The following is a 21,464-nucleotide window of genomic DNA, read 5'->3' on the forward strand; positions in this document are numbered from 1 at the left end:
GCGGCGGATGTTGTTCAAATCGGCAGGTTGATTTTAGGTGCCTCCCATACCCCAGTGAGGATCTTGGCTGCGATCGCAGCGTTGACCTGCAGTAGGAACCGCCCGTGGTGCTCCAACGAGACGCTGTTCACATCACTGGCCGAAGCCAGGATGAGGATCAGCGCATGGCACTATGGTAACATGGTATTGTCTGTCGCTGACCAGACCAGCCGGTTCTCGGCAATCGAAGTGGCAGCTTGGATGGCGGAAATCGGGCGCAACCCTGCCAATTCGGGCGTCTGTAATGGCATGTTCAGGGGGTGCGTCAGATCGAGCCGAAACTTTTGCCTCTTCGCGGAAGTGAAACTCGGCAGCATTCTGACGCAGGAAACTATGATCTGGCACTATGCCTTGGCGAAGCCAATGAGCGATAAAGGTAGGTTTGGCGACCACAAATGAGGAATTTGCCGTCGGATAGAGAATGACGTCTGTCCGGTTCGTGAGGGTGATGGCGGGGCCGCGACTGAAGTCGTCGACGTCAGCTGACGCAATGAGACTTGCGGCGCCTCCGATCGCGCCCAAGAGCACATGGCGGTCGTCCACAATCTCGTCGAATAACTTCCCTTGCCCGATACTGCTCAGCGCTGCGGCCCGCTCCTCTTCCTCAGTTGCAAGGGGTGATGCCCCCCTCCAACAACGACGTTGGGAGGCGTACCGAGGGGGCCGTCGATAGCATAGTCGAAGAGGTACCAAGCCGATTCCTCGGCGAGCTGCCGGTCGTATTTGAAATGGCGCTGTAGGACCGAAGCCCAGTTTTCTATCACCGGGACAGAGTGATCAGTTGAACTGGACCCGCGGAACACTCTCCGTCACGAACGATGTCGACAAGATAACTGGATGCAGAACCGCGAATGCGCGCCGAGCTTGTACCCGCGGGCCGGCAGATCAGAACTGCAGTCGACGGCCGCGGCCCGGCAATTTTGTCTTCTTAGCATCGTTAGTTAAGCAACCGGAGGTGGTCAGCACGACTCGAGATTTGGGCTCCCGCACTATTGCTCGGCTCCAACTCCTCCATGTTGTCCAACAGGATGGACGATGCACGGGCGATGGCTCGATCCAGTCGCCGTCGAACGCTTGCCATAATGGATGCGGACAGGGCCGGCGCACGGTTCAGGTCACCTAAATAGACGAGACCGGATTCGCCAAATCCTGCCTTCAGCTCCATTTCCAATGCGATGGCCGTCGCCGCGGCAAACTCGGAGTCACCCCGACCAGCTCCCAAAACGGACACCTCGCCAAAGACCACCTCTTCGGCAGCGCGGCCAGCGAGAATCACACAGAGAACGTCGTTGCAGGTTTGCTCAGTTGGGTAGCGCTCATCCGACAGCCCTTTGGCTAAAAGCTGTCGGAGATCGTGATGCTGCCGTTCGACCACCATCTCCGCCAAACCGAGAACCTCGGCGACAACCTTTTGACCATTCCGATAAACGGATGCGCGACGGCGCATGCGTGGGGACAGCCCCGCAAGTGGATCTGGAACCTGCGCAGACAGATCGTTGATGGCAAACACCCGCCCTGCCCTGCGCGCCGCAGCTCTCGCCGAACGAACCAATTTCTCTATGTCCGCCCCCGACATCCCGACCAGCCGTTCGGCAAGGCCCATCAATTGTTCCCGTGATAGATCGAGGCCAGCATAACGTGCCAAAATCTGAGCTATCGCCTCAGCGTCCGGCAACTCAATATGGATGATCTGATCGAGGCGCCCCGACCGCGTCACAGCCGGATCAATTCGGTCCACATGATTGGTTGCGCCGACAATCACGACGCCCTCGACCGAGAGGGCCTCGGTGACGAGTTCAAGCATCCGATTGACGATCTGGGTCCAGTACTCGCTGTAGCGCCCCTCAATGGCACCGCGACTTGAGATTCCATCGAGTTCATCAATGAACAGAACCGACGGCGCCTGCGCGATCGCCTGCTCAAACACGGTTTGCATGCGCTTGAGGGTACCAGAAAGATGATCCCGAGAATTCCACTCCGCCACGCTGGTCGCAATAAGCGGCACCTTGAGGGTATCGGCAAGAATGGTTGCGAATGACGTCTTTCCCGTGCCCGGCGGACCCGCGAGCACCACCGTCCGGCGATCGACCTCGGCCCAACTCAGACGACCCTGCCGCCAAAGTTCCAAGTCTTGGGCCAATTCGAGCCCCCATCTTTTGGCTTCGCCGTACCCCGCCAGGTCGCTGAGTGCGATTGTTTGGGTCTTCGGCTCGACCTTCGGTGGATTGACCGTTTGCTGCAGTCCCGACAAACAATCGGACACCGGACGGCCCCGGCGGATATGAGCCACCAAGTCTTGTACGCGCAACTTCTCAGCGCAAACAAAACTCAGCACGCCAGCCGGAACCTCTTCGTGGCTCGCCTCGAAGAGCAAAGCCAGCATCTCAGGGGTCATGGGCGGGAGTTGAAGTTCAAGGTCGGCCCCTGCCAGCGCGTCCGGCCTCGGATCGTCTGCTCCCAGGCTACAAAAAATTGGCAGGCACTGCTCGGAGGCTAGGGAAATGACGCGGACCAAGCTGTATGTGTGTCGAGCGCTGGCATCACCCAGAACAACCAAGCGATCACTTTTGTCCAACCCATGATGGGGATTGTAGGCAACCCTGCCCGCTTCGAAAGTTGCCGCGTCGGCCAGAACATCGCCCACCCCAGCCGCATCATCTCCGCTTCGTGTTCTGATGACCACCAACGCCTTGCTCGCGATCAACGCCTTCATGGTCGCGAAGTGCGGGGCCAGGCAGTATCCCAGTGCGATCGCAAATGCCGCTCTGTCGGCAGGCAGCCGTATGTTGGCTTCGACCCTTCTGGCGACCGCGGCTGACTTTCCTTTACCGCTGATGTCGAGCCCCAGCTCGCCTGCCAAACGGCGGCGCAGACTGTCCAACATTTCGGTCGCCAGGCTTCGGCCAGCGGATGACCCCAGAGGGGCAATGTCCCCGCTCGGGAGGGACGACGTTTGTGTGTTGCTCATGATGCAGCTCCTGCCCGTTGCGGGCGCGGTCAAAGAATGTTGGTGGACCGCCCAGAGCTTGGCCAAGCCTTGCTCTGACATCGCGCGCTGCATGCGCAATAAGCAGAGACAAGCTGGAACATATGGAGAACAAAATCAAGTGAAAAACTGCACACTGCGTCCGATTGCGTCTGCCGAGTGGTGCGTCGCGAACCAGACATTTCGGAAATCACTGGTTAACCCATCTGCTAAGCCACTCCGACACAGGCGAAATTCTGGATGGTCAGAACCAATTCTTTTCGGCAGGCTGAGTGTCAGAAAGGAGAGACGCCATGCCCGAATATGCCGAAGCAAGCACTGAACAGCTGCTCGTCGTCGCTGTCGACGAACGTGTCCCTCCTGTGGTCACGGTTAGCTGACCGACACCTCTATCCCCTCAGATACGACGGATGACCGTAGGCTCGTTCGAGCCGGTTCGTCGTCACCCACATGAGCGATAGCACGCAACCAGCGTGAGCGTCGGGCCACGGCCAACATTCAAAAGCAACCCGCCTTCAGCAGAGCCATACGGCACAATGCGTGCCACTGGCACGGCTGACTGCGCCCCGCAGTTGTCTGATATCCCGCCTCTTAGCGGGGGTTAGGAGGCAGTATCGTCGAGCAAAAAAGACATGAAATTTGAATGGGTTATGTGAGAAAATAAGGCGTTTTGCTATTCGCAAAAGTTATCCTCAAGTAACACAGAAGGAAGATACCCGATGGGTTTGGAAGTGGTGATCGTTCTGAAATACCTGTTCAGAACTTGAGCTATTTCTTCGGTTGTTGACCGGACATTTGCCAGGGAAACACAATCGTCGTCGGGAACCGGGACCTCTCGGTTTTCCTCAATCTCATTCAGAGACTGCCTAGGAGGCCAGCCCCGAGCCGCCCAGGTCGGAGTAAGGGGCTGCTGAAGGAATTCAGTCAAAGATGTCGCTCGACCAAAATACTGCACCTCATCTGCGCTACCCGGGCTTTCGGTCATACAAGGCAATGAAAGCCATCTACTACCGGCACCGCTTTTGCCGGATCGTGCTGGTGCTCGACACGCTCGATGAGCGGGTATCGGAACTGGCGCCTGCCGACATCCCGCCTCAAGGCGACGACGTTGGTCAGGACTGCATTTACCGCCGAAGAGTCGGTGCGCGTTGGGAAACTATCCGCATCGGCCGGCCAACAGGAAAGGACGATACTCTGCGGTACAACAGCGTGCTGACGCGCGAGCAAATTAGGGACCTCCCGGGATTCGAAAACGCTCGCATGATCTGGGAAAAGCGTAACACTAAAGTGTCGCTTTCAGCTCGAATGGCAGCCCTGGAACTCACGTCAGACGAGCAACCAACGACGCTCGGCAAGCTGCTTCGCGCAATCCTCGACGCGGCCGGCACAGCAGACGAGCTCCTGGCCCTTATCGCAGATGGCACACTGCAGATCGATGCCTGCAAAGAGCTGTCATTCTGGACAGCCGCACGCCGGCGAAACCTAATCCACCACAAAGTTGGAGCGAGATCCGACTTCGCGGGGGCCCCAGAAACATTGAACGGGAACAGCCAAACCATACACGCCAACGTCACGGAACGCCCAATTTCACAGGAATTATTGAGTGCTAAAGGATTGGAATCACACGACGATTCAACAGAATCGATCAACCCATTGATATGACTCGAAAAAAAGATTTGGAAATCTCACTGAGCCCGCTGAGCTTAAGGTGAGAAAATGAACAAGGAGAAACCAATGACTTAGGCCACCAACACACCGGCCAAACAAAAAAAGGCCGAGCAATGCGCTCGGCCCCCTCATCAATCGTGGTGCTCACCCGCCTGGCAGCTTCCGAGCACCACAACTGACCGTAGTTCGAGTCTCGACCTTGACCAGGAAAATGTCAAGCAGGGCGTCGGCGCGGCATGGAGAAATCATGTCTAAAGCCATAGGTGCGGCCGCTACCGGATCCGCGTGGGACTATTCAAAAGGTCCCGATTTCTGCTCCCTCATCACCGATGAACCCGTCATCAGGATAACAAAGCAAGGCGACTCTCCGAGCCGGAGCGTGTCCCGCCCGAAAAAGAATGCGGGTCGCAATACCGTGGACTACCGCGATCCTTTGACAGGTTGGATCCATCGCGCCGAAGGTACGCTGGAGATGAAAGGGCTGTACCAGTTTTTTCGCGATCCAACGGTCACACAGGTCCAACCGCAGTTCGGGCCCGTGTTCTATTTGGATCGGAACGGCAAAGAGCGGAAAGCTCACCTTGATGCCCGCGTATCTTACACCACTGGCGCCGCGATTGTCGTGTCGTTCAAGCCGGCCGAGATCGCTGCGAAGACAAATCATCAGGATGAGTTGCAGTGCATTTTCGAGCAGTTGCCAGATACGATCTGTCAGGGCGCTAGTCTTGTGACAGACCGGGATCTGCCGGAGTGGGCCGTCATGAATGGCCGCCTGATTTTTTCGGTTCTCAACGATCCGACTTGGATGCTGCTTGACGAAATGTCCGATAGCGCCCGCGAGCTCGGGGAACCGACCACCATTGAGGACTTCTGCCTGCCCTTCGGTGGCATCGCCACTACCTTCCGCACCGCGGTCAAGCTTATCGCCATGGGGCTGATTGAGGCCGAGCCAGGTCTAATCAACGCCGGCACAATCGTGCGCAGTGCCACGGAGGTCCCAAATGGTGCCCTCTAGTCCTTTCGACACGCTCACCCCCAACGCGATCATTCAGTATAAAGGAGTGACATTTAGGGTCGAAGGCCAGACCGCGCGAGACTTTCACCTCACTGGCACCGACGACCCGCGGTGTTTTGAGATCATTGGCAAGAACGACGTCGCGAAGCTCAGGACTAGCGGCGCGCTGTCCGTTATGGACGACACAGAGCGCGGGTTCGACCTTTTGAACCTCCCCCCGTCGGCGAAAAAGCGCACCTCGCTCAAACTCACCTGGGTGATGGCTGTCAAAAGGGCCCATGCGGAAGGATTTATCGTCAACTTCTCCCGCGCCTCTTGTCAGAAGGTCATCAATGCCCAGGCCGATAAAGTCCGCGACGACTACCTTCGTTTTATCGCCAACAAAAGTGTTGCCGAGCCGAGCAAGCTCAGGAAAACGCACTACGGCGCCAGTTCCCCCACTCGGCCCGACAGCTATCGAGATCAAGACGTGGAGACATTGGTTCCGAGTGCCAAAACGCTGGAAACCGACGTAAAGCGTTGGATCGCGAGCGGATACAACATCAGAAGTCTCCTTCCCAATTGGGGCAATCAGACGAATGGGGGCGTCAAGATGAACGCCGAAATGTGGGAGTTCGTCGAGAACAACTGCCTCATCTATGCTCGAGAAAATCAGCGCACACTTGCTGGGTGTGTAGAATTTCTCAACGCATCAATCGTGGAAGAGAACAAAATGCTCGGTGAGGCGGCGCAAATTCCGCCCGCGACTCATTACGCCGTGCGCAAAGCCATCGAGCAGATTCCCGAATTCGCAAAATTGTTCACCCGGCGCGGACCAGAACGCATGAGCAGCAAATTGCGCCATGCGGGCAAAGGGCCGCGCTTCACGCGCCTCGGAGAAGAGGTGCATTTCGATTGTTGGAGCGCGCACCTGCTTACGTTGCTTTCCGAGAAGGTCATGGCTCTTTTCCCGGAATCCGACCGCCAAGTGCGTTTGATGGTGTCCGTCGCCATGGACCAAGCGACCCACTACATTCCGGCACTTGCTGTTGCGCCGACCGGCGAAACCGCTGAGCTGACCTCGGCGACCCTCGAAATGGTGGTCACGGACAAGACCGCTTTAGCACGCTTGGCGGGTGCCAAATCGGGTTGGGTGGCCATCCCCCTCGAGGCGACAGGAACCGACAACGGTAGCGGGTACTGGAACCTCCGGTTCCTGCACGGGCAATATGTGCTGTGCGATAGCGCCGACCATAAGGCGGCGGGCCACAAGCAACTGAGAGGTGGGATCGAGCGCCGCCTCCAGACTATCGATGTCCAGTTTGTCCAAAATTTCATTGCTCGGACAGGCAGCAATATCCTCGACCGCCATGAAAACGATCCGACCAAGCGGGCGGCAATCTTGGCCGAATTCTTCAACCGCCTATTCGTTCGTTGGATTGTTGACGTTTATCATTACAAGCCAATTGGCGCAGGCCGCCATATGCGACCGTCACCGGCCCGGGCCCTGGAAGAAGCGCGGAAAATCCAGTGCAAAGCGCTACCCAATTCTGACCAATTGCGGCTCGCCTTCGGCGTGGTGACCAACCGTGTTTTGAACCGAGAAGGTGTGCGGTTTATGAACATTGTCTACTACAGCACTTGGCTCGACGAGCCACTGCGCCGCAAAGGTCCACACGAAGTAACCATCCGCTATCACCCGCGAAACCTGGGACAGATTTCCGTTCTGCTGAATAACCGCTGGGTCACCATTCCAGGGCCGACCGAGTTTCAGGGCAAGGACCTGCAGACCTGGATTGAATACAACGACCAGATCGCACGGCAGATCAAAGACCAGGCGCGCGTGGATTTTAAGACCTATGTCGCGCCCGCCATTCTGGCCATCGATGCAGAGGCACGCCAAGCGGAACGCGCTTTGGGGATGACCAATATCGATTGGACCGACGAAATGGCGACCATCGCCGAAAGGACGCTTCGAACTTTCGTTGTTTATCGCCGCGACCCCGCTGGCGATGAGCTCGGCTTGTCCGGCATTTCAAGCCAACTCGGCGTCACCCTGACGCGCAGTGCACAACCCTCTTCAAACGAAGTTGTCGATGCTACGGCCCGCGAACCGGACAATCGGTGCGCGCCGCACTCGCCACCCAACACCGATGAAGAGTCTGTAAGTCCAATTATCCGCAAGGCCCCTCGCACGCGAGGACCTCGCCATGACTGACAATCTTATTGCCCTCCGAGAAGGACTTAACACTGTTGGGTTCGAATATCCCGAGCAGGCGGCACTTCAGAATCTTGTGCAGCGCCAGCTCGAGCAGTTGGCTGTCCGAGCCAACAACGCCGAACCTTGGGGAGCGGGTAACCGCTCAACAGTGCGAGCCTTGATCATTACAGGGAAAAGTCGCGTCGGCAAAACCGACGCGGTGACGCAAGCGTTCTCAAATCTTGAACCGATTACGACGGTTGACGGCACGCTTGTCGAGCCCAAGACCGACCTCATTTCCGCTCCAACGATTTTTACGCAGGCCTCACTGGCGCGAGAATTCCTGCGCGGTCTCGGCTATCCAGCCACACGCAAAATGACGTCCGACATGGCCTGGCCAAAGGTCGATGACCGGTTAGCCCAATCTCAGTTCACCCATCTTGCAATCGATGAGGCACAGTATGCATTTGCGCCCTCTTCTGTAGGCCGGGCCTCATTTCAAAATGAAAGGATCAAAATTCAGGGTGCGTTCGCCCGCCTTCTCGATCATCCAATTTGGCCGCTGCCCCTTGTTCTAGTCGGCCTTCCATACCTGCGCGATGAATATTCCCATGACGACTTCGCCTTCATGCGAGAGCGGTCCGATTTTCTTGAGATCGAAATCATGGGCGTCGACAGCCGAAAAGAGCATGTTCGTCTGCAGCGTGGCATCCGTGCACTTTGTGAGCTCGCGAAAATAGGCTGGGATCTCCATGAGGGTGATCAGCTTTTCGAGCGCCTGATCCACGCATCCAGTCAGGCGCGCGGCATTGCGATTTATCTCGCTAAGGAAGCCGTGCTTAATGCCGTTCAGGCAGGACAGAACTCGCTCCTGATCGCAAATTTCCGTGACGTCTACTCCATCAAAGCCGGGGTCGACCAGGTCGCAAATCCCTTCGCATCGCCAAACTGGGCGACCATTGCCCCAAAGCAACTGTCGGTTGACGTTGGTATCCTTTCTCAAGTCAGGAAAATCAAAAATGCTCGGTAAGCTCAACGAGGTAAAGCACCTTGTGGGCGAGCCTGCCCAGTCTTTCGCCTCGCGCATTGCCGCACACTATGGTTGTGCGAGCGTGCAGGAGTTCCTGCTCGACTTCGATATCAATTCCGATCGGCTAGCTTCCGGAAACGTGGGCGAAGTGACTTTGATCGCAGAGTTGACCGGGACTGATATCGATACACTTGTTGCCGTCACTCCTGCGACGAAAACTGGACTGGTGAAATTTGGCTCAGAAACTTTCAGCCTCTACTATTCGCAGCGAAAGCGAATTGTTGGATGTCCAGAATGCCTCGCAGAGGACATTCAGGAATACCCCCAATTAATACCTGAGGCAGCAGCGCATCTGCGGATGCACTGGCTTCTCAGCCCGATCATGACTTGTGAGAAGCATTCCCGCCCGCTGGTCTCGTTGGGCAGCAGCATGGAGTTTGCCCAACGGTACGACTATGCATTGCGTTTGGACGGGATTGTAACCCAGTTGCCTGCACTAATTGGAGCGGAGACGCGGCGGGCCGTTTCCGACTTTGAGAAGTACGTCTCCGATCGGCTTTATGGCCGATTAGAGGATGGAAATTGGTTGAACGACCTGCCGCTTAACGAGCTCTTCGGGGTTTGCGCCAACCTCGGGCAAAAGGCTCTTGGAAAGACCTGCGGTTTTCTCAAGCTCGATGAGAGCGAGCAGCAAGCCGCCTATGCGGAGGGCTATAAAATCATCCGCGGCGGACGTGAAACTCTCCGCGACTTTTTCAGTCACCTCATTCGCACACGAGAACTGAAAATCCCTATTGGCCCGGCAACGCTTCTGGGAAGGACCTATACGGCACTTCTGGGGTCACGACGAAGCTGGCCGAAATACGCGCCTATCCTAGAACCTCTCGCCAATGCCGTTTACGACGTGCTCCCCTATGGACCAGGCGACCCTCCGTTGTTCGACGTCCCGATAACCCATAGGCGGCTGTTCAACCCTCGCCAGGCCGCCAAACGATTTGGCTTGGCGCCAAAGACTGTGCTTCGCTACGCCATCGCCAATGGTATCGGCAGCACAATTCCTGTCTCGTCCCAAGACGCTTCGAGAAAATGGAGCGTTATCGACGCAGCGGGCGCCGAACGCTTCTTCGGCCGCGAACTGGATCAAGGTTGGAGAAAACGACTAAGAGCCCAAGGCTGGAGTGTGATGGGTATTAAGGGTCTGCTTGACGCAGGTTTATTGGTTCCCATTGAGGTAGGCGAGGACCCAGCAGTGAAATCCATGGCACCCTTGCCCCAAGGTGCTGCCGCAAACATGATCCAGCGGTTCACCGAACGTGCCGCGCCGGTGTCGGACATACCTGATGGATGCATTAAGTTAAGCCTCGCTTCTCGATGCGCTGAGGGCCTCTCACGACTATACCGTCTCGGCCTAGACGGCTCGATTTGGCTTGGCAGACTGGAAAGTGAGCCTGAGCTTTTCCGCGCTCTGATTGTGCGGTTGGACGAAGTCAGGCGAGTCTTCGAGTGGCACGACGGCTTCTCTGTCCAAAACGCCGCAAGGCATACGGCTTTATCTGAATCGCTAATCTATGCCGCCTTGGACATGGGACTGGTTGAGCGAGATTTGGTGCTTGAGCTCCGATCAGGCCAGATGCAGACCGCGTTGTCCAAGGCGAGCGTTGAGGTCTTGAAACAGGACTACATCAGCTTACGCGAACTCGCCGGCGCCAGCCCCCGGAAAGCAGGCACATTGAGAACTAAGCTTCTCGCTGCGGGCATCACTCCAGCGCTGCAGAGGAATGGTGTCTTTGCTTACAGTCGGAGCGAAATCATTGAGTGGCTCCAGCCATAATACCGCAAAAAATCATCTCATCATGGGGGCGGCTCAATGAGCCGCCCCCCTTCCTTTTGACGCGCTTTTAGTGTCAGATCGATTTCAACAAATGGACAGAGCGATTTCGTCCAGGCCAAAAAAAGCCAACAGATTCAGCAAAGTTTGGAAAATCCGATTAGATCTCTACAGCTGTAGCGAGCGGTGGGCGGATTGCCCCTGCAACAGGAGCTTTCGCAGCGAGACTCCCGCACCCAGTCGGCCCGCGCCCTTGCAACATCGCGCAAACTGTCCGCAGGGGCCTCGAAGGCCTCCGGGCACTCAACTTGGGCTTGTCTTCGGACGAAAGCACAGCGAACCTCAACTGATCACCGAACCTGCGCCCATGGCCCGGCAGGCATGCTGCAGTGCCGGGCGTGAGAGCCATCTCGCTGCGACTGTATGGCGCTGTCCGCGCTGACAAAAGTTTGAGAGCAAAGATGGTTGAACAGGTTACCTTGGCTGGTCCACTAGGAGGAGGTCCCATAAGAGGCTGTCGGGATTGAGATTTGGGTGCCCGGCGTGTGAATTCGTTCAAACTTGGGTTTGGTTCGGGTGTTGCACGTCAATCCGCATCGGCCCACGGATTTTGCACTCCGCAGAGCGAGGCACTAGAACGTCACGAACGCAAAAAGATTCAGAGACTTGATCCGTAACCCACACTGGTCAGACCCCGCCCACCAATTTGAAGTGAAATTCTGAAGCAACAATGCCTGTATCAATCCTCCTGATCGTCATCGTTGCTGCCCCCTTTCTCACGGCCCTTATTGCCGCAAGTTTCCCTGCAAACGCCCGCAATGCCGAGGCCTGGCTGTCGGGAACGCTGTCACTGTTCCTCCTGGCCATCGTCGTGTCGCTTTACCCGCAGATCGTGGATGGCGGCGTCGTCCGTTACGAAATCGAGTGGCTGCCGGCCCTGGGCCTGAACCTGATCTTCCGAATCGACGGCTTCGCCTGGCTGTTTTGCGTGCTCATCACCGGTATCGGTTTCCTGGTGGTGCTCTATACGCGCTACTACATGTCCCCCAAGGATCCGGTGCCGCGCTTCTTCGCATTCCTCCTGGCCTTCATGGGCGCCATGCTGGGCCTGGTGACATCAGGCAATATCATCCAGCTCGCCATCTTCTGGGAGCTGACCAGCCTCATCTCCTTCCTTCTCATCGGATACTGGTACCACCGCGGCGACGCACGTGACGGCGCCCGCATGGCGCTGATCGTGACGGCGACCGGCGGCCTTGCCTTGTTTGCCGGTCTGCTGGTCATCGGGCACATTGTCGGCAGCTACGACCTCGACGTGGTGCTCGCCTCCGGCGACACCATCCGCAACCACGAGCTTTACAACGTGGCGCTGATCCTGGTGCTGCTCGGCGCCATGACCAAGAGCGCGCAGTTCCCGTTCCAGTTCTGGTTGCCCCATGCCATGGCGGCGCCGACTCCTGTCTCCGCCTACCTCCATTCCGCGACCATGGTGAAGGCCGGCGTTTTCCTGCTCGTGCGCTTCTGGCCGGTGATGTCGGGCACCGATGGCTGGTTCTGGATCGTGACCTTCTCGGGCCTGATCACGCTCGTGATCGGCGCGTATGCGGCCCTGTTCCAGCGCGACCTCAAGGGTCTGCTCGCCTATTCGACCATCAGCCATCTCGGGCTCATTACCACGCTCCTGGGCATGGGCACCGATCTGGCACTGGTGGCGGCGATCTTCCACATTGCCAACCATGCCGCCTTCAAGGCCTCGCTGTTCATGGCAGCCGGCATCATCGACCATGAAACGGGCACCCGCGACATAAGGCGCCTGAGTGGCCTCTACCGCCTGATGCCGATCACTGCCACGCTCGCGGTCATCGCCAGCGCCGCAATGGCCGGCGTGCCGCTGCTCAACGGCTTCCTCTCCAAGGAAATGTTCTTCACCGAGACGGCCGAATTCGACCCCAACATGTTCGTCAACCTGGCGCTGCCGATCGGCGCGACCATTGCCGGCATGTTCAGCGTCGCCTATTCGCTGCGCTTCGTGCATGGCGTATTCTTCGGCCCGCCCCCGGACAAGCTGGATCGCGTCCCGCATGAGCCGCCTGCCCTGATGCGGCGCCCGATCGAGTTCCTGGTGTTCATCTGCCTTGCTATCGGCATCATTCCCGGCATCACCATCGGACCCTACCTCGCTACTGCGGTGGCCGGCGTTCTGGGCGGCGACATTCCGTATTTCAGCCTCTCGATCTGGCACGGCTTCAACCTGCCGCTGATCATGAGCATCGTGGCGCTGGTTGGCGGTGTGCTCCTCTACGTCGCCCTTTATCGATACCTCGTAAGCGACCGCGACGGCACACCCTTGCTCCACCGCTTCCGGGGCCAACGCATTTTCGAGATGGTGCTGGTGACTGTCACCGGCCGCTGGGCCCGCGCCCTCAACGGCCTGTTCGGCACCCGCCGCCTGCAGCCGCAATTGCTGATCATCGTTGCGCTTGCCATTGCAGTGGGCACACTGCCGCTCTGGGGCCGTGTCGACCCGCTGGTGGCACCGCCGACGCCCTTCGACCCGGTCTTTGCCTTCATCTGGCTGGTCGGCGGCGCCTGCGCCCTTGCGGCCGCCTATCAGGCTAAATTCCACCGCTTCGCGGCGATGATCCTGCTGGGCGGCGCCGGCCTCGTCACCTGCATGACCTTCGTCTGGTTCTCCGCGCCCGACCTTGCCTTGACCCAGCTCGTGGTGGAAATCGCCACCACCGTGCTGATCCTCCTCGGCCTGCGCTGGCTGCCACAACGCCTGCCGAACGTCACTATGGACCAGAAGGTCAAGGACCGCTTTCGCCGCTACCGCGACATGGTCATCTCAGGCTTTGCCGGGCTCGGGCTGGCATTCACGGCCTATCTCGTCATGACCCGCCCATCCATCGACGGCATTTCCAGCTTTTTCGTCGAGAATGCCTATAGCCAGGGGGGCGGCACCAACATCGTCAACGTCATGCTGGTGGATTTCCGCGCTTTCGACACCTTCGGCGAGATCGCCGTGCTCGGCGTCGTGGCGCTCATCGTCTTCTCCCTGCTGCGCCGGTTTCGGCCGGCAGCGGAAAGTGTCGGCAAGCCGCAACAGCAGGTGGTGCAGAACGCCTTCGATGAAGAAACGCCGGAGCGCAATCCCGGCGACACCATTGCTGCCTATCTCCTCGTGCCCTCGCAGATCATGCAGTGGCTGTTCCCCGTCATCATCGTGGTCGCGATCTATCTCTTCATGCGCGGGCACGATCTTCCTGGCGGCGGCTTTGTCGGGGGCCTGACCATGTCCATTGCCTTTATCCTGCAATACATGGCCGGCGGCACCCGCTGGGTCGAGGATCGCCTGCGCATCCTGCCGGTCATCTGGATCGGCTCGGGCCTTGCCATTGCCTTGCTGACCGGGCTCGGCTCCTGGCTCTTCGGCTATCCGTTCCTGACCACCTATTTCCAGTATGCGGACATTCCGTGGATCGGCCGCGTGCCGCTGGCGACGGCACTGCTCTTCGACCTCGGTGTCTTCCTCCTGGTCGTTGGCTCCACCGTATTGATCCTCATCGCGCTGGCTCACCAGTCAGTACGTGCGCCCCGCGCCGCGCGGGGAGCCCGCCGCAAGGCCGAAGCCGGCACCGGAGGAACGCTCTGATGGAACTCGTTCTTGCCATAGCCATCGGCGTGCTCACGGCTTCTGGCGTGTATCTCATCCTGCGTCCACGCACCTTCCAGGTGATCATCGGCCTGTCGCTGATCTCCTACGCGGTCAATCTCTTCATCTTCAGCATGGGACGCCTGCGCATCGATGCCGCACCGATCATCGACCACGGCAATACCGACCCGTCGGCCTATACCGATCCGGTACCACAGGCCCTGGTCCTGACCGCCATTGTCATCGGCTTTGCCATGACCGCCCTGTTCCTGGTGGTGATGCTGGCGGCCCGCGGCTTCACCGGCACAGACCATGTGGACGGGAGGGATTGAGCATGACCAGCGCCTTCGACCATCTCGTTATCCTGCCGATCCTCCTGCCGCTGGCGACGGCCATTCTGCTGACCCTGATCGATGACCGCTTCCGCATGGTCAAGATCGGGATCAGCCTCGGCGCCACTGCATTACTGGTCGGCATCGCGCTGTTGCTGGTCGTGCCCACGATTCAGATCGGGCCGTCCGATACGGAGCTGATCAAGTCCTATCCGCTGGGCAACTGGCCCATGCCCTTCGGCATCGTGCTGGTGGCCGACCGGCTGTCGGCACTGATGGTGCTGGTTACCAGCATCCTCGGCCTGGCCACACTGACCTTCTCCTTGTCCCGGTGGTACACGGCCGGCGCGCATTTCCCGGCGATCTTCCAGTTGCTGCTGATGGGCCTCAACGGCGCCTTCCTGACCGGCGACCTGTTCAACCTCTTCGTCTTCTTCGAAGTGATGCTGGCGGCATCCTACGGTCTCTTGTTGCATGGCAGCGGCACGGCACGGGTCAAGGCCGCGCTGCATTACATTGCCGTCAACCTGGTGGCGTCCTTCCTGTTCCTGATCAGCGCCGCGCTCATCTATGGCGTGACCGGCACGCTGAACATGGCTGATCTCGTGGTGCGCATTCCCCAGATTGCAGCCGCCGATCGGCCGCTGCTCGATGCCGGCCTCGGCCTTCTGGGCCTCACCTTCCTCATCAAGGCGGGCATGTGGCCGATCAGCTTCTGGCTCCCCGGCGCTTATTCCGTGGCAGCGGCACCGGTGGCCGCGATGTTCGCCATCATGACCAAGGTGGGCGTCTACGCCCTGCTCCGCCTGTCCTACCTGCTCTTCGCCGCCGAAGCCGAGGGCGTCCTCGGCTTCAACCATACTGTGCTGTTCATCGGCGGCATCGTGACCCTCGCCTTCGGCGCCATAGGCGTGCTGTCCTCTCAGACCAGCATGCGCCTCGCCAGCTATCTGGTGCTTGTCTCGTCGGGCACGCTGCTGGCCACCATCGGCTATGGCGGCGTGAATGTCCTCAGCGGCGCTCTTTTCTATCTCGTCATCTCCACCTTCGCCATCGCCGCGCTGTTCCTGCTCATCGAGATCATCGAGCGCTCCCGCATCGTCGGCGCTGACGTGCTGGCCGTGACCATGGAAGCCTATGGCGAAGGCGATGACGACGAGCAGGAGCCCGAACACGAAGAGGCTGGCCTCGTCATTCCCGCCAGCACCGCCTTTCTGGGCATCAGCTTCGGCATCTGCTGCCTGTTGCTGGCCGGCCTGCCGCCGCTTTCCGGCTTTCTCGCCAAGTTCGCCATCCTGAGTTCGGTGCTGGCAGGGAGCGTCGAGCCCGGCGCCAGCGCGTGGTGGCTCATGGGTACGCTGATCCTCTCGGGCCTCGCCGTGCTGATCGCCATGGCCCGCAGCGGCATCAACATCTTCTGGGCCACGCTTGACCCCGGGGCGGTCACCGCGCGCCTCAGCGAAGTGGCGCCGATCGTCGTATTGCTCGTGCTCTGTATAGCCATCGGCATCCTTCCCGCGCCGATCCTGGCCTATATGGAAGGCGCCGCGACACTGGTGAACGTACCTGGCCTCTATGTGCTCGAGGTCATGGGACCCGAGGCAGCGGCAACACTGGCCAGGGAGACCGCCCAATGAGCCGGATTTTTCCCTATCCGCTGCTGACCATAACGTTGACGCTGATGTGGCTCCTGCTGCAGCAATCGGTCAGCCTTGGCCACATTCTCCTGGGATTTGTCGTCGCCTTCTTCGCCTCCCAGGCCACGGCGCGGCTGCAGCCACACAAGCCAGTCATCCGGCGTCCCGATCTCGTGCTGCGGCTATTGACGGTGGTGACTGCGGACATCATCCGCTCCAACATTGCCGTGTGCCGCATCGTCCTGGCCGGCGACCGGCGCGAATCCACTGCGGGCTTCATCAAGATGCCGCTGGAGCTCAAGGACCCGGCAGGCCTCGCCGTCCTGTCCTGCATCATCACCGCAACGCCCGGCAGCGCCTGGCTAGAATACAGCCCCGCCGAAAGCAGCGTGCTCATTCACGTGCTGGACCTGATCGACGACGAAGAATGGGTGCAAACCATCAAGAACCGCTACGAAGCCCTGCTGCTGGAGATTTTCCGATGAGCGCCACGCTGTTGTTCTGGAGCATAGCTATTGCGCAGGTGTTGCTTGGCGCCGCCATGCTGATCACGCTTTACCGGCTGGTGGTCGGCCCGCGCGCACAGGACCGGGTGCTCAGCCTCGATGCCCTGTACGTCGTCGCCATGCTGCTACTCGTTACCTTCGGCATGCAGGCGAGCACGGTGATCTATTTCGAGGTGGCCCTGCTGATCGGCCTTCTGGGCTTCGTCGGCACAGTAGCCCTGGCCAAGTTCCTGATGCGCGGGGAGGTCATCGAATGAACTACGAAGACGTGCCGCTCTGGGCCGCAATTGTGGTCTCCGCGTCGGTGTTGATCGGCGCAGTTCTGACCTTCGTGGGCGCTGTGGGCCTGGTGCGCGCAAAGTCATTCTACCAGCGCATCCATATGCCGACCCTGGGCACCAGCTTCGGAGCTGTCGGCATTCTGCTGGCGTCGTCCATCCTCGCCAGCATTGGCGAGGGGCGGGTCATCGCCCACGAGGTGCTGATCTTCATCTTCGTGAGCGTCACGACGCCAGTGACGCTGATGCTGCTGGCTCGCGCAGCGCTGCACCGGGACCGCGTCGAAGGCTCGTCCGAAGTACCTTCGGCGCTGACCAAGCCAGCGGATCATTGAGACCCTAGAGCTATTCCTCGGCATCATCGAGAATATCGACCACCTCGTCGACCGAGGTGGCGCGGCGGAGCGCATTGACCGTGGCCTCGTTGCGGGCGATGCGCGCAATGCGCGATAACGCCTTGATCTGGTCGCCCCCCGATTGTTCGGGCATCAGCAGCATCATGACGAGGTCCACCGGCTCACCGTCGACTGCCTCGAAATCGATGGGCCTTTCCAGCGTGGCCAAGAGACCCACAACCTTGTCGAGGCCCTCGATCCGCGCGTGGGGAATGGCAATGCCATTGCCCAACCCGGTCGATCCGAGTTCCTCGCGGATATGCAGCCCCCTGGAGCAGAGCCGGCTGTCGACGAGGCCCAGGGCCCCGGCGCGCTCGGACAGGAGCGTAAATAGCTGGTCCCGGCTGGATACAGCAACCTGGAGGAAGATGTGATCGGTCGTGAAAAAATCGGCGATTGTCATCAGGCCAAACTGCTCAGCGTTCACATATTTGCCCCGTCCTTAGAGGCGATGGCAGGTGCTTGTCCACCCTGGCCGCTCCAGACACCGCCAACTCACAGACAATTGCGCACATCCGACCATCGCTGGCGCTTCTCCGTAGCCGGCCACCAGACCAATAGCGCCGATGTCACCAAGAGTGGCAACCCGCTCGCAGAAACGACCACCAGGCCAGTTTTGGAAAAAGGACTGGCAACGCCTGGAAGTTCTGATGAATAGTGGGTGGAGTTCTCATTCTAGATTCAGGGCGTGCGGAAATTCCAATGTCATCGCAACCGGTGCGGAACTGGGCCGGAAACATCACTTTTGGGGCCCGTTCGCTGGCGTACCCGCAGTCAATTGTCGAGGTTCAGGACCTTGTCCGCGTTGCCGGCAAGGTGCGCGTTCTGGGGACGGGTCACTCCTTCAATCGTATTGCTGACACCGACGATACCCTGATTTCGCTGGCCCGCCTGCCCCGCCGCCTCGAGATTGATGCCAGCGCCCAGACGGTCACCATTGACGAGGCTCGACTTATTCCGTGATCGCGCCCGCCCTCCACGCAGCAGGCTACGGCCTACGCGGGGCCGCCTCGCTCCCAAATATCACCGTTGCGGGCGCCATTGCCACGGCCACCCACGGCTCGGGCGACGCAAACCAGAATCTCTCTGCCGCCGTCAGAGCGATCGATTTCGTCACGGCAAGCGGCGACCTCATCACGCTGAAGCGCGGCGATGCGGACTTTGACGGTGCTGTGGTGAATCTCGGCGCCCTCGGCGTCATGGTGTCACTCACCCTCGACATCGTGCCGACTTTCCAGATCAGGCAGAATGTCTATCTCGGCCTGCCGATCCCGGCCCTTCTCGATAATTTTGATGCGATTACCGGCCGCGCCTACAGCGTCAGCCTTTTCACCTGCTGGCAGGGCCAGACTATTGACCAGATCTGGGTAAAGGCCCTGGCCGACGCGGGCGAGCCCGCGGACAGCATTCTAGGCGCCACGGCGGCCACGGGACCGAGCCATCCGATCCCTGGCCTCGATGGCACCGTATGCACCGGGCAGATGGGCGTCCCCGGTCCCTGGCATGAGCGGCTGTTCCACTTTGCCATCGGCAATACGGCCTCTGCTGGCGCTGAAATTCAATCTGAGTTCTTTGTCGATCGCGCCGACGCGCCTGCGGCCATTGCCGCCCTGCACGTCGTGCAGGACCAGTTCTCCCCGGCCCTGTTCGTTTCAGAGATCCGCTCGGTCGCCGCCGACACGATGTGGCTCAGCTCGGCCTATGAGCGCGAGACAATCGGCATCCATTTCACCTGGAAGCCCGAATGGGAAAACACCATGGCGGCGGTCCAGATCGTCCAGACGGCGCTGGCGCCGTTCAGGCCTCGCCCGCACTGGGCAAAGGTGTTCACTTTGCCCGCCCAGGAGGTCATCCGGGCATTTCCGCGCATGGGCGATTTTGGCGATCTCGCCAATCGGCTCGATCCGGAAGGCAAGTTCCGCAACCCATTCGTGACCGACCTGATCGGGCCCTAATCTACAGGCCAGTTGCCTCGGCCGTCACGATGCTACGCCCGAAAACTCCCGGAGATGCTGGCAACAGCCGCACTACCGAGTAGCCACGCGCCTGCAGGTCCGCGAGGAACCCGGGCAACATGTCCACGGTCCGCTGATGAATATCGTGGAAGAGAATAATGCCGCTGCCACGGGCCTCTAGCCGGTCAAGCGTACGCGCCGCGACAACGTCAACATCGTCCTTGTAGTAGTCCTTGCTGTCGATATCGACATCGAGAACCACCATGTCGCCTTGCAGCAATGTGGTGCGCAGGTATCCGGTCTGCGACAGATACGGAAATCGGAAAAACGGCGAGAGCTGCTCATTGCCGAGCGCTTCGGCCACCGCCGCCTCGCCTCGCGCAATCTCGTTCAGCGCTTCTTGCCGCGAGAGATTGCCCAGATCCGTGTGATCGTAGGTATGGCTACCCACCGTATGGCCCCGCTGGGCCACGAGCTGGGCCAGGCGCGGATTGGCCTTGGCGGCCGATCCCAGCATCAGGAAGGTGGCCTTGACCCCATATCGGTCGAGCGTGTCCAGAATGGCAGGCGTCTTGCCGGCGCGCGGACCATCGTCGAAAGTCAGGATGACTTCGCCCGGCCGGAGGATAATGTCGGAGGTGGAGGCCACTTCCAGCGTTCGCCCGGCCAACTGACCGGAAGAAAGCACGCGCGGCATGGGCTGGCTTACCCTTGCAGAAGCTGTCTGAAAAACGCTGCCAGTAACAACATGATCCGAGGCCGGCTGCACGGTGGCAGCAATGTCGGTGGTGCGTATCGGTTTGGCGCAACCAGCCAGACCAGCACTCAAAAGTCCTGCTGCAAACAGCGCACGCAACAACCGCAAGTGAGCACCTCTGACGCCAAATCAACGTCACTCACTTTTTGCGATTATGGTTAATATTCCCCTCGCAATATCTTAAGAACTACTTACCCGCCAAGGTTTTAGCCCTTCGCCCCAGTGTGTCCAGCGCACTGAGAAACGCCGAGCGATCAGCTGGCCTGAAGCCCGGATTGTACCCTTGGATCTCTCCGGTTTCCCGCAGGTGCTGCTTGAGATCGCGCATGGCCAGCGCCATGCCTATGGAGGCCGTCGTGAATGGCTTGCCGGTAAACCCCAGCACGTGACAACCCTTGTCGATGGCGCGGCTTGCCAGCGGAATGTCGGCCGTCAGGACAATATCATTGTCCGCAGCATGCTCGACGATCCAGTCATCCGCGGCGTCCGCTCCTGCTGGCACCACCACTACCCGCACCATCGGGTCGCGAGACGGCCGGATTCCGCCATTGCTGACATAGGTGATGACGAGACCCAGTCGCTCGGCGACCTTCATCGCCTCTTCCTTCACCGGACAGGCATCAGCGTCGACAAAGATCGAGGGGTCAGGCATGGGCGATGGCATCCAGCATGAAGGCCAGGCGATCTTCTACCGGCGCCTTTGGCAGTTCGATCACCTCGTATCCCATCTCGAAATAGGCGTCACGCATTGGCGGATAGATCCGCTGCGCGTGCTCCCAGCCCTCTGTCCGTTCGGCATCGTCGGCATAGATTTCGCGCCAGGGCGGCGCCAGAAAAACCCTGCGATTATATCGGTAGAGCCGTGCGGCCCGCTCGAAATGCGCCGTCTCGGCCAGCTTCATCGCGCGCCCATAGGCGATGAGATCCGGAATGCCGCGATCGCAGAGAGCCAGTTCTCTTTTTGCACTCAGCGCCTCAAAGGTCTGAATGTCCCGGTCCAGCATCAGCTCCGCGAACCGCGCCGGATCGCGCCATTGCAGCGCTGGCCCATCAATGGCCACCTGCACCTGGATAACGGCCCGGGCGGCCTCGCGGCCGACCTGGATACCGCGTCTGGCCGCCGCATCGAGAAGAGTTGTCTTGCCTGCCCCCGGGGCGCCGGTCAGCACGAACAGGCGCCTTCCAGCATATGTCATGCTGCTGC

18 protein-coding genes are annotated in these 21,464 nt (G+C 59.5%); 13 read left to right on the top strand and 5 right to left on the bottom strand.

Translation table 11 applies throughout. From position 1 onward, the window contains the following. Positions 1 to 976: 976 nt before the first annotated feature. Positions 977 to 2,923 carry an AAA family ATPase gene (locus tag MQW79_RS04395; RefSeq protein WP_476587048.1) on the bottom strand — a complete coding sequence of 649 codons (1,947 nt, stop codon included), beginning with the start codon at positions 2,921 to 2,923 and terminating at the stop codon, positions 977 to 979. Between the two features lie 1,032 nt (positions 2,924 to 3,955). Between MQW79_RS04395 and MQW79_RS04400 the strand changes: the two genes are divergently transcribed. The 11 genes from MQW79_RS04400 to mnhG all read left to right on the top strand — a co-directional run bounded on the left by MQW79_RS04400 (position 3,956) and on the right by mnhG (position 17,488). Next, the gene (locus tag MQW79_RS04400) at positions 3,956 to 4,687 is read left to right on the top strand and encodes a hypothetical protein (RefSeq protein WP_476587049.1); all 732 of its coding nucleotides are present in this window, start codon (positions 3,956 to 3,958) and stop codon (positions 4,685 to 4,687) included. Positions 4,688 to 4,940: 253 nt separating this feature from the next. Further along, a complete protein-coding gene (locus tag MQW79_RS04405; RefSeq protein ID WP_476587050.1) occupies positions 4,941 to 5,708 on the top strand; it encodes a hypothetical protein in 768 nt (255 codons plus the stop codon). Continuing rightward, entirely contained in the window at positions 5,695 to 7,905 is a 2,211-nt protein-coding gene (locus MQW79_RS04410) for a Mu transposase C-terminal domain-containing protein (RefSeq protein WP_476587051.1), read from the top strand. The genes MQW79_RS04405 and MQW79_RS04410 overlap by 14 nt, the downstream gene beginning before the upstream one ends. Next, positions 7,898 to 8,917 (top strand): AAA family ATPase, encoded by a 1,020-nt coding sequence (locus tag MQW79_RS04415; protein WP_476587053.1) that lies wholly within the window; start codon positions 7,898 to 7,900, stop codon positions 8,915 to 8,917. The genes MQW79_RS04410 and MQW79_RS04415 overlap by 8 nt, the downstream gene beginning before the upstream one ends. Continuing rightward, positions 8,907 to 10,748, top strand: coding sequence for a TniQ family protein (locus MQW79_RS04420; protein WP_476587054.1), 1,842 nt, complete (start codon positions 8,907 to 8,909; stop codon positions 10,746 to 10,748). Before MQW79_RS04415 ends, MQW79_RS04420 begins: the two co-directional genes overlap by 11 nt. A 727-nt stretch (positions 10,749 to 11,475) precedes the next feature. Beyond that, complete coding sequence (locus MQW79_RS04425; RefSeq protein ID WP_476587055.1) at positions 11,476 to 14,400, top strand: monovalent cation/H+ antiporter subunit A; 2,925 nt, start codon at positions 11,476 to 11,478, stop codon at positions 14,398 to 14,400. Beyond that, on the top strand, positions 14,400 to 14,732 hold the full coding sequence (locus MQW79_RS04430) for a Na+/H+ antiporter subunit C (protein WP_476587056.1): 333 nt from the start codon (positions 14,400 to 14,402) through the stop codon (positions 14,730 to 14,732). The genes MQW79_RS04425 and MQW79_RS04430 overlap by 1 nt, the downstream gene beginning before the upstream one ends. 2 nt (positions 14,733 to 14,734) lie before the next feature. Next, complete coding sequence (locus tag MQW79_RS04435) at positions 14,735 to 16,369, top strand: monovalent cation/H+ antiporter subunit D (protein WP_476587057.1); 1,635 nt, start codon at positions 14,735 to 14,737, stop codon at positions 16,367 to 16,369. Continuing rightward, the gene (locus tag MQW79_RS04440; RefSeq protein WP_476587059.1) at positions 16,366 to 16,854 is read left to right on the top strand and encodes a Na+/H+ antiporter subunit E; all 489 of its coding nucleotides are present in this window, start codon (positions 16,366 to 16,368) and stop codon (positions 16,852 to 16,854) included. The genes MQW79_RS04435 and MQW79_RS04440 overlap by 4 nt, the downstream gene beginning before the upstream one ends. Beyond that, entirely contained in the window at positions 16,851 to 17,132 is a 282-nt protein-coding gene (locus MQW79_RS04445; protein WP_476587061.1) for a K+/H+ antiporter subunit F, read from the top strand. The genes MQW79_RS04440 and MQW79_RS04445 overlap by 4 nt, the downstream gene beginning before the upstream one ends. After that, on the top strand, positions 17,129 to 17,488 hold the full coding sequence (gene mnhG / locus MQW79_RS04450) for a monovalent cation/H(+) antiporter subunit G (protein WP_476587062.1): 360 nt from the start codon (positions 17,129 to 17,131) through the stop codon (positions 17,486 to 17,488). The genes MQW79_RS04445 and mnhG overlap by 4 nt, the downstream gene beginning before the upstream one ends. A 10-nt stretch (positions 17,489 to 17,498) precedes the next feature. On the opposite strand, the gene MQW79_RS04455 is transcribed toward mnhG, so the two are convergent. Then, the gene (locus MQW79_RS04455; protein ID WP_476587063.1) at positions 17,499 to 17,951 is read right to left on the bottom strand and encodes a PTS sugar transporter subunit IIA; all 453 of its coding nucleotides are present in this window, start codon (positions 17,949 to 17,951) and stop codon (positions 17,499 to 17,501) included. Between the two features lie 299 nt (positions 17,952 to 18,250). On the opposite strand from MQW79_RS04455, the gene MQW79_RS04460 reads away from it, so the two are divergent. Together MQW79_RS04460 and MQW79_RS04465 are read left to right on the top strand one after the other, a co-directional pair. Beyond that, positions 18,251 to 18,511: an FAD-binding protein gene (locus tag MQW79_RS04460; protein WP_476587064.1), complete on the top strand. Its 261-nt coding sequence runs from the start codon at positions 18,251 to 18,253 to the stop codon at positions 18,509 to 18,511. Beyond that, the gene (locus MQW79_RS04465) at positions 18,508 to 19,503 is read left to right on the top strand and encodes a D-arabinono-1,4-lactone oxidase (protein WP_476587066.1); all 996 of its coding nucleotides are present in this window, start codon (positions 18,508 to 18,510) and stop codon (positions 19,501 to 19,503) included. Before MQW79_RS04460 ends, MQW79_RS04465 begins: the two co-directional genes overlap by 4 nt. A gap of 1 nt (position 19,504) precedes the next feature. Here the strand turns inward: MQW79_RS04465 and MQW79_RS04470 are convergent, their stop codons facing one another. From MQW79_RS04470 to MQW79_RS04480, 3 genes are all read right to left on the bottom strand, one after another. Further along, the gene (locus MQW79_RS04470; protein ID WP_476587067.1) at positions 19,505 to 20,200 is read right to left on the bottom strand and encodes a polysaccharide deacetylase family protein; all 696 of its coding nucleotides are present in this window, start codon (positions 20,198 to 20,200) and stop codon (positions 19,505 to 19,507) included. A gap of 247 nt (positions 20,201 to 20,447) precedes the next feature. Further along, a complete protein-coding gene (locus tag MQW79_RS04475; protein ID WP_476587069.1) occupies positions 20,448 to 20,912 on the bottom strand; it encodes a YaiI/YqxD family protein in 465 nt (154 codons plus the stop codon). After that, entirely contained in the window at positions 20,905 to 21,456 is a 552-nt protein-coding gene (locus MQW79_RS04480; RefSeq protein WP_476587070.1) for an AAA family ATPase, read from the bottom strand. The genes MQW79_RS04475 and MQW79_RS04480 overlap by 8 nt, the downstream gene beginning before the upstream one ends. Positions 21,457 to 21,464: the final 8 nt, after the last annotated feature.

The sequence above is a fragment of the Devosia sp. Micro-HW1 genome (assembly GCF_056341075.1).